Origin of the sequence: Rheinheimera sp. UJ51 (genome assembly GCF_020819615.1) — a bacterium.
GTDB classification, from domain to species: Bacteria; Pseudomonadota; Gammaproteobacteria; order Enterobacterales; family Alteromonadaceae; genus Alishewanella; species Alishewanella maricola.
The window spans coordinates 1-8327 of record NZ_JAJHOG010000027.1 but is presented as its reverse complement, the minus strand read 5'-3'; the positions used below and the strand labels follow the sequence as shown (position 1 = coordinate 8327).

Here is an 8327-nt window from a genome sequence, read left to right as displayed (position 1 = left end):
TCAAGCGTCTTTTTTAAAGATTTTTGCAACTTCGCTTTATCACCTCAGGTTTCGCTGAACTCTCGTTCGCCGCATCCCCCGTGGCATGGCGCGCATTATAGGACCTTTTAAATATCCTGCAAGTGCTTTTTTGTAAAAAATAACTCGTTTAATGCTAAGAGCTCAATAAAAGCTCATTTTGATTATTTTTGTACCAAATAGTAAGGCATTAGATGCATTATTTCTGTTGGCTGTTCATAAAATAATCGTTAAGATGTCTATGCTTTTATTACAAGAATCCTTTTTTCATTTATCTGCAGGAATTTACTATGTCACCCACTTTAAGAAACACCTTACCTTATACTCTGGCCCTCGCTGTTATCGCCTTTGTCCTTTTCTATTTAGCTTCATCTATGTCTACTGCTTTGACTTTTGTTGCTGGCGTACTCGCATGCGGTATCTTAGTACCTATCTTAGTTGATGTTAAAAAACCCACTGCACAATCTCAGGCAGTCAACAATCCCGTTTCGGCCGAAGGCTTTCAAGGCGATACCGCCACTTTATATGTAGGTAACTTACCGTACCGTGCTAATGAAGATGCAGTTAAGGAACTGTTTGGCCGTTTTGGTACGGTTATCAATGTGCGTTTGATGAAAGATCGTCAAACTGGTCGCCGTCGTGGTTTTGGCTTTGTTGAAGTTGCGGCTACCGATGCGAACAACATGATTGGCAAATTAAACGACTTCGAATTTCAAGAACGCACATTAAAAGTTCGTGAAGCTCGTGATCGTCAGGATGATGAAAACCAAGCTGCTGAATAATCTTTTAAAAGTTGACCTGGCTCTGTACTAATAATGTGGTGCTGTGCCAGGTTTGCTTGTTGCGCATTGGCTCTGCTAGCAAAAACACGTAAAATGCCTGTTTAAATGCTAGTAATAGAGAGTCTCATGTCGATAGGTCAAGTATTCCCCGCTTTATATGAAACACAATTAACTGAAAAGGCAGAACGCCTTACTCAGTTATTGCAACTCGATGACACTGCCCCTTTACAGTTATTTCGATCTGCTGTCAGTCATTTTCGGCAACGCGCAGAGTTTCGTATTTGGCACAATGGCGATGACATCTATCATGCGATGTTTGATCCAGAAACGCGCCAGCCCGTCAGAATTGATTACTTCCCTGTTGCCTGCACGCTAATAGCTGACTTTATGCCAGTACTATTAAAGCAGATCCAATTTAACCATGAATTACGATATAAACTTTATCAGGCCGATTATTTAGCGACGTCTACGGGTGAATTACTCGTGAGCCTGATTTATAAAAGAAAGCTAGATGAAACATGGCAATTAGCTGCGGAACAATTAGTCGCTAGCTTGTCGACTGATTATAAGATCAAAGTTATTGGCCGTTCGCGTAAACAAAAAGTGGTACTCAGCGAAGATTACGTTACCGAGACTTTTAATGTTGACCAGCAACCTTTGCATTATCAACAAGTCGAGGGGAGCTTTACGCAACCTAATGCCGGTGTTAACCAACAGATGTTGCAATGGGCTGCGAGTGTTGCTGCAGAACTTAACGGTGATTTACTCGAACTGTATTGTGGTAATGGCAATTTTTCTTTAGCTCTTGCTCGACATTTTAATCAAGTGGTTGCTACCGAGTTGGCTCGAAGTTCTATTAAGTCAGCCGAATTTAATATTGCGCTGAATAAGATCGACAATCTACAAGTGTTGCAAATGTCGGCTGAAGATGTTGCAGCTGCCTTAGCGGAAGGGACAACTCTAAAACAGCTAGATTTGAAAAATTTAGTGTTGAATACGGTATTAGTTGATCCACCGCGCGCGGGCTTAGATCCTGCCACCTTAGCGTTAGTCAGTCGTTTTGACGATATCCTATATATCTCATGTAACCCTGAGACACTGGCCGATAATCTCGCCTTTTTACAAAAGACCCATCAATTACAAAAAGTGGCGATGTTTGATCAGTTCCCTTATACCCATCATATTGAAACCGGAGTGTGGTTAAAACGGTTGCCAAGCTAGTCCGTTGGTTTTCGACCATAACTGGCTGCGCCATGCGCCAGCCAGCGTAATTGCAAAATGGTGCGTCGTGTTAACTGTCGACATTGTTCGGTTGGAGCATCTAAGGCATCTGCGCCAGTATGGAACACTAATGTCACCATGGCATCGGCCTGTAACTGTGCTTGCTCAACCGTACATTCGGTTTGCTTACGAAGATAATGCGCTAACTCAGCGGAAAAGTGTTGGATCTCTCGTGCTACCGCTGCCCGAAATGCCGCCGAGGTACCAGAACGCTCACGCAGTAATAAACGAAATACGTTACTGTTTTCAGTCACAAACTCCATAAAGGTTTCAACTGAAGTACTAATAACACTGCCATTATTCTCAATGCGAAGCCGTGCTTGGCGCATGAGTTGCCTGAGCATTAAACCCGCTTCGTCAACCAGAGTTAGCCCTAATTCATCCATATCTGAGAAATGCCGATAAAAAGATGTGGGTGCAATTCCGGCTTCACGCGCCACTTCACGTAAGCTTAAACTCGCGAAACTTTTTTCCGCACTTAACTGTGAAAACGCCGCATTAATGATGGCTTGGCGGGTTCGTTCTTTTTGTTCTGCTCTGCTCACGATACATCCCAATCTTGGTGTAATCGAACCGATTTACCTTGACCTGCCCGCAGCTGCTCGGTAAATTAGCGAACAGTTGTAAGCTCAAAGTGTGGTCCCATGAAAAAAAATCCAATTATCTGGACTAATGTACTGTTATTTAGTTCTAGTTTCTTAGTTGCCGCTATCGCGGCCCCCTATTATGCCTTGACTGTTGGCTTTACGGCAGTAGAAATTATCGCCATGATCTTATGTATGGGTTATTGTGGTATCGCTATCACCGCCGGCTATCACCGTTTATGGTCGCATAAAACCTATGATGCGCATCCTGTTTTGCAATGGATTTTTGCTATCGGTGGCGCATTTGCTCTGCAAAACAGTGTGATCCATTGGGCGTCAGATCATCGAGATCATCACCGGCATGTTGATGATAATGACAAAGATCCCTATTCGGCAGGCAAAGGCTTTTGGTACAGCCATATTGGTTGGATGCTACGCGATTATCAAGGCGACACTTATAACAACTATAATAATGTCCGTGATCTGCAGAAAAACCCGATCTTAGCTTTTCAACATAAGCACTATTTAGCATTGGCCTTACTCACCAATATTGGGGTGCCTGTATTACTTGGCCTTATTTTTGGCAATATGTGGGGCATGTTATTAAGTGTGGGTGTGTTACGTTTAGTATTAAGCCATCATTTTACTTTCTTTATTAACTCGCTAGCGCACATCTGGGGCAAGCAAACTTATACCGATCAAAACAGCGCGCGTGATAATGGCATTCTTGCTTTTTTAACTTACGGTGAGGGTTATCATAACTATCACCACATTTTTGAATACGATTATCGCAACGGTATTCGTTGGTGGCAGTTTGACCCAACTAAATGGTTGATCAAAAGCTGTTCCTGGTTAAAGTTAACTTGGAATTTACGCACCGTGCCCGAAGATCGTATCGCTCAAGCTGTTGCGAAAATGCAATTAAAACGTGCACAACAAAAAGCCATGTTACTGCCCAACTCAGAACAGCTATTGCAATTACTCGAACAGGAATACCAACTGTTAATGGTTAAGTTGCAAGCTTACTATCAGCTGAAAAAAGACTTACTGCAACAACGTCGTGCTGCTTTGGTTAACCAATACAATGCTTCAGAGTTTGCCCAGCGTTATCAAGAATTAAAAGAGCACTTGCAGCAGCAGCAAAATCATTGGCAACGCTTAACGGCGGCATTTCAATAAGGGATCCACCCGCTCACATTTAAAAAAGAGGCTTTGCCTCTTTTTTTGTCTCTGATACCTGTTATGCTAATTTATACAGTAGAACGGTGTGAGAATTTAGCTAGTGACAGCAAAATCGGCAAATAAAAAACCTAAATATGACTATGATGCCATTGTAATTGGCACAGGGCCTGGCGGCGAAGGTGCTGCCATGTATTTAGCCAAAAGTGGTAAATCGGTGGCTGCCATCGAGCGTTACTCTTCAGTAGGGGGCGGCTGTACCCACTGGGGCACTATCCCCTCTAAAGCATTGCGCCATTCGGTTAGCCGACTGATTGAGTTTAATGAAAACCCACTGTTCCAAATGGAAGAGCAGGTAAAAAACCTGACATTTTCGCAAATTCTGAAACATGCCGCTGGCGTGATCCGGAAACAAGTAAGACTGCGTGCGGGCTTTTATGATCGCAACATGGTCAAAATGCATCAAGGCGAAGCGCACTTTATTGATAACCACCATATTCAAGTCACTCAAACTGACGGTAGTCACTATGTGATTAGCGCAGAAACGATTGTTATTGCTTGTGGTTCACGCCCTTATCGACCACCGCATGTTGATTTTAGTCATCCGCGTATTTATGACAGCGACACTATCTTATCGTTACAGCATGATCCACGGCATATCATTATCTTTGGTGCTGGTGTGATCGGTTGTGAATATGCCTCCATTTTCCGCGGCCTTGGCGTGCGTGTCGATTTGGTGAATACCCGTGACCGTTTGTTATCTTTTATGGATGCCGAAATATCTGATTCTCTCAGTTACCATTTCTGGAATTCAGGCATGACCATCCGCCACGGTGAAGAGTTTTCTCATATCGAAGGCACCGATGATGGCGTTATCTTGCATTTACAGTCGGGCAAAAAGATGAAAGCCGACTGTTTCCTATTTGCTAATGGCCGTACTGGTAATACCGATACGCTGTCATTAAAGAATGTGGGGTTAGAAGCAGATAGCCGTGGCTTACTAAAAGTCACTAAACAATATCAAACCAGTATCGACAATATTTATGCCGTCGGCGATGTCATTGGTTACCCAAGTTTAGCCAGTGCTGCCTACGATCAAGGTCGTTTAGCCGGTGAAGCTATTGTAAAAGGTAACTTAGATGGGCATTTGATTGCGGATATCCCTGCAGGTATTTACACCATCCCTGAGATGTCTTCAGTTGGTAAAACCGAGCAAGAGTTAACGGCGGCGAAAATTCCGTACGAGGTGGGCAGAGCTCAATTCAAACACCTGGCACGGGCGCAAATTGCTAATACCAATGTCGGTAGCCTGAAACTGTTATTTCATCGTGATACGTTGGAAATCTTAGGGATCCATTGCTTTGGCGAGCGGGCAGCAGAAATTGTGCACATCGGCCAAGCTATTATGATGCAAAAAAATGGCGGTAATAACCTCAATTACTTTGTGCATACGACCTTTAACTATCCGACCATGGCAGAAGCCTATCGGGTAGCCGCACTCAACGGTTTAAACCGGTTGTTCTAAACGAAAAAAGCAGCACCAGTGCTGCTTTTTTTACTTACGCTAATAGCTACTCTGTTTGCAGATGGTAAGTACGGCTTAAATCTTGTACGGCTTCGATAAAAATACCGGCATGTTCAGGATTCACATCTGGGGTAATTCCATGACCTAGATTAAATACATGTCCGGTGCCTTGGCCATAACTATCTAGAATGGTTTGCACTTCTTGCCGGATCCGCTCTGGGCTACCTAACAGAACGGAAGGATCCATATTACCCTGTAGCGCAACCTTATCACCGACTCGCGCACGAGCCTGACCAATATCCGTGGTCCAATCTAAACCTAAACCATCACAACCGGTCGCTGCCATGGTCTCAAGCCATTGACCACCGTTTTTGGTGAACAAGGTGACCGGCACTTTACGACCGTCAGCTTCTCTTGTTAGGCCATTGACGATCGTTTGCATATAGCTTAATGAAAACTCTTTGTAATCGCGTGGTGTTAATATTCCACCCCAGGTATCAAAAATCATCAGTGCTTGCGCACCTGCAGCAATTTGCGCATTCAGGTATAAAATGACACTTTGCGCCAGCTTATCCAATAACATGTGCAGGATCTCTGGCTCGCTGTACATCATCTTTTTAATGATACTAAACGTCTTGCTACCACTACCCTCAACCATGTAGGTTGCCAAAGTCCATGGGCTACCTGAAAAACCAATCAAGGGCACACTGCCGTTCAGTTCGCGACGAATAGTACGAACGGCATCCATCACATAACGCAGCTCTTGCTCAGGATCAGGAATAGGTAAATGCACCACGTCCATAAAGTCACGGATCGGTTTACTAAAACGAGGGCCTTCACCGACACCAAACGTTAATCCTAAACCCATCGCATCTGGGATCGTTAAAATATCACTGAACAAAATAGCCGCATCTAAGGGATAACGGCGTAATGGCTGCATTGTCACTTCACAAGCCAATTCTGGGTTTTTGCACAGCGACATAAAGTCACCTGCTACGCTACGCGTGGCGCGATATTCAGGTAAATAACGGCCGGCTTGGCGCATCATCCAAATAGGCGTTTGGTCGACAGGTTGACGCATTAGCGCTCTGAGGTAACGATCATTTTTTAATTGCATAACTTTTCCGCTGTGCTAATAGTTGCGATATTTTAACAGCTAAGCGCCCGAAGCTCTATGCTCTGGTCGGAATTGCTGCGTTAAGGCCGTACTAAAATTCACGATATATTCAGCTAAGGTTCATTATTTTGTCATATAGGCTTGTATCGCTGCTCGCTATCTGCTATAAAATCTCTGCGCTAGTCAAGAAACAACAAATACGAAGCTCGATTATACGAGACCATGCTTTCCCCATTGAAGCCACATTTTGTGGCTTTTTTATTTTCTGCCATAGCGCTGCTGTGCTAGAGCAATGAGTTGCCCTGATAAGGTTTCAATACCTGGCGTTTGTGGCAACTTATCCAACTCACACCAATACGCCTCTTCAATTTCATGCGGTTGACAAACAATCTCCCCGCCAGCGTACTGGGCTAAAAAACCAGTCATCAGAGAATGCGGAAATGGCCAGGGCTGACTCCCCACATACTGCAAATCCGTAATATCAACGCCCACTTCTTCTTTTACTTCACGTATAGCGGCTTGCTCTAAGGTTTCGGCTGACTCAACAAAACCAGCTAGCACCGAAAAGAAACCCGCTTTATGCCGACTGGAGCGCGCCAGCAAGATTTTGCCTTCATTGACGATCGCCACTAATACACAAGGTGCAATCCGAGGATAACAACGATGACCGCACTTATGGCATAAGCTGGCTAATTCCCAATTGACCAAATGCATGGCGCTACCACATTGCCCGCAAAAGCGATGTGTTTGTAAAAACAGTGCGACTTGCGTGGCTCTGGCCGCTAATTGAAATAACGCCTCACCTTGCGTTAAAAAAACGCGGGCTGAATGCCACTGCGTTTCATCGGTTGCCTGATCATCAAACACCATTAAATAACAGGGATGTTGCTGATATTCGCCGATCCAACAAATCTGTGTGCCTTGGCTGGCTATGGGTAAGTCACTTTGACCACCAAAAGGCAGTGTGCCCTCAGCTGATAAAAATACCCGGCCTTGGTTCACAATAAACCAATACGCTTGCTCTTTTGCTGATAATACAACACTGTGTTTGATCATTAGTGGGTTATTCCGCGCGCTACTATGCTATGTTGCAGCTATCATACTGGTAGTTACTGAGCAGACCAATAAAAAAACGGTTGATCTTTGCTATGGAATTCTTTTAATTTGGCAGTAATGCAGAAACGTAACTGCATCTAAGGAGAAGCTAATGTACACCCGCGTACAGCAAGCACAACAAAAGTGGGGCGGTAGCCTAACAGCCATCGATAATTGGCTAGAAGAAAGACAGCAAATTATTGTTTGCTATTGCCGCTTGGCTGGTTTGCCACCTTTTGAAAAAGATCGTCATACCATGCCTTCACAAGAAAAAATTAGAGAGTTTTGTCAACTATTGATGGACTACTTATCGGCGGGTCACTTTGAGGTTTACGAACGAATTGTTACACAATGTGCCGTTAATGGTACCGACAGCCGTAGACTAGCAGATAGCTTATATCCAAAGATTGCTGTTTCTACTGACTTATCGTTAGAGTTTAACGATAAATATGCCGAGCATTTAAGCACACGTAACAGTGGCAGTTTTGATATCGAATTGTCGGCTTTAGGCCAAGCTTTAGAAGAGCGCTTTGAGCTAGAAGATAAACTGATTGAAACGCTTTATATTAGACACGCGGATAATACCACCGCAGTTTGAATACCATAAAAAAAGCGGCTTAAAGCTAATGCCGATCAGTTAAGAACTTTTCAGATCGGTTGACCGATCCAGTGGTTGGTATATAAAGGCCTACAGAATGAACTCTGTAGGCTTTTTTTATGCATATTAGCCAAGCGCTGGAAACCGT

The 8327-nt window shown here is 43.9% G+C and carries 8 protein-coding genes; 5 read left to right on the top strand and 3 right to left on the bottom strand.

The genetic code is table 11. The features are described from left to right. The first annotated feature begins 308 nt into the window (after positions 1 to 308). Both LMJ53_RS16850 and trmA read left to right on the top strand, forming a co-directional pair. Positions 309 to 800, top strand: coding sequence for an RNA recognition motif domain-containing protein (locus tag LMJ53_RS16850; protein ID WP_229588546.1), 492 nt, complete (start codon positions 309 to 311; stop codon positions 798 to 800). A 126-nt stretch (positions 801 to 926) separates the two neighbouring features. Beyond that, on the top strand, positions 927 to 2021 hold the full coding sequence (gene trmA / locus LMJ53_RS16845; protein ID WP_229588545.1) for a tRNA (uridine(54)-C5)-methyltransferase TrmA: 1095 nt from the start codon (positions 927 to 929) through the stop codon (positions 2019 to 2021). Here trmA and fabR read toward each other — a convergent pair. Beyond that, complete coding sequence (gene fabR, locus LMJ53_RS16840) at positions 2018 to 2626, bottom strand: HTH-type transcriptional repressor FabR (protein ID WP_226751284.1); 609 nt, start codon at positions 2624 to 2626, stop codon at positions 2018 to 2020. The genes trmA and fabR overlap by 4 nt on opposite strands. A 99-nt stretch (positions 2627 to 2725) precedes the next feature. Here fabR and LMJ53_RS16835 point away from each other — a divergent pair, with 99 nt between their 5' ends. Continuing rightward, positions 2726 to 3844, top strand: a complete 1119-nt coding sequence (locus LMJ53_RS16835) for a fatty acid desaturase (RefSeq protein WP_229588543.1) — start codon at positions 2726 to 2728, stop codon at positions 3842 to 3844. A gap of 103 nt (positions 3845 to 3947) precedes the next feature. Beyond that, a complete protein-coding gene (sthA, locus tag LMJ53_RS16830; RefSeq protein ID WP_229588541.1) occupies positions 3948 to 5369 on the top strand; it encodes a Si-specific NAD(P)(+) transhydrogenase in 1422 nt (473 codons plus the stop codon). A gap of 46 nt (positions 5370 to 5415) precedes the next feature. Here sthA and hemE read toward each other — a convergent pair whose 3' ends face one another. Both hemE and nudC read right to left on the bottom strand, forming a co-directional pair. Beyond that, positions 5416 to 6486: a uroporphyrinogen decarboxylase gene (gene hemE, locus LMJ53_RS16825; RefSeq protein WP_229588539.1), complete on the bottom strand. Its 1071-nt coding sequence runs from the start codon at positions 6484 to 6486 to the stop codon at positions 5416 to 5418. 258 nt (positions 6487 to 6744) lie between these two features. Continuing rightward, complete coding sequence (gene nudC, locus LMJ53_RS16820) at positions 6745 to 7542, bottom strand: NAD(+) diphosphatase (protein ID WP_229588537.1); 798 nt, start codon at positions 7540 to 7542, stop codon at positions 6745 to 6747. A 151-nt stretch (positions 7543 to 7693) separates the two neighbouring features. Between nudC and rsd the strand changes: the two genes are divergently transcribed. Continuing rightward, entirely contained in the window at positions 7694 to 8179 is a 486-nt protein-coding gene (rsd, locus tag LMJ53_RS16815) for a sigma D regulator (RefSeq protein ID WP_229588535.1), read from the top strand. Positions 8180 to 8327 lie beyond the last annotated feature (148 nt).

Bases quoted from the DNA above. Each gene is read 5' to 3' on its own strand.
- hemE (WP_229588539.1), bottom strand. From the start codon at position 6,486: ATGCAATTAAAAAATGATCGTTACCTCAGAGCGCTAATGCGTCAACCT.
- LMJ53_RS16835 (WP_229588543.1), top strand. From the start codon at position 2,726: ATGAAAAAAAATCCAATTATCTGGACTAATGTACTGTTATTTAGTTCT.
- rsd (WP_229588535.1), top strand. From the start codon at position 7,694: ATGTACACCCGCGTACAGCAAGCACAACAAAAGTGGGGCGGTAGCCTA.
- LMJ53_RS16850 (WP_229588546.1), top strand. From the start codon at position 309: ATGTCACCCACTTTAAGAAACACCTTACCTTATACTCTGGCCCTCGCT.
- nudC (WP_229588537.1), bottom strand. From the start codon at position 7,542: ATGATCAAACACAGTGTTGTATTATCAGCAAAAGAGCAAGCGTATTGG.
- trmA (WP_229588545.1), top strand. From the start codon at position 927: ATGTCGATAGGTCAAGTATTCCCCGCTTTATATGAAACACAATTAACT.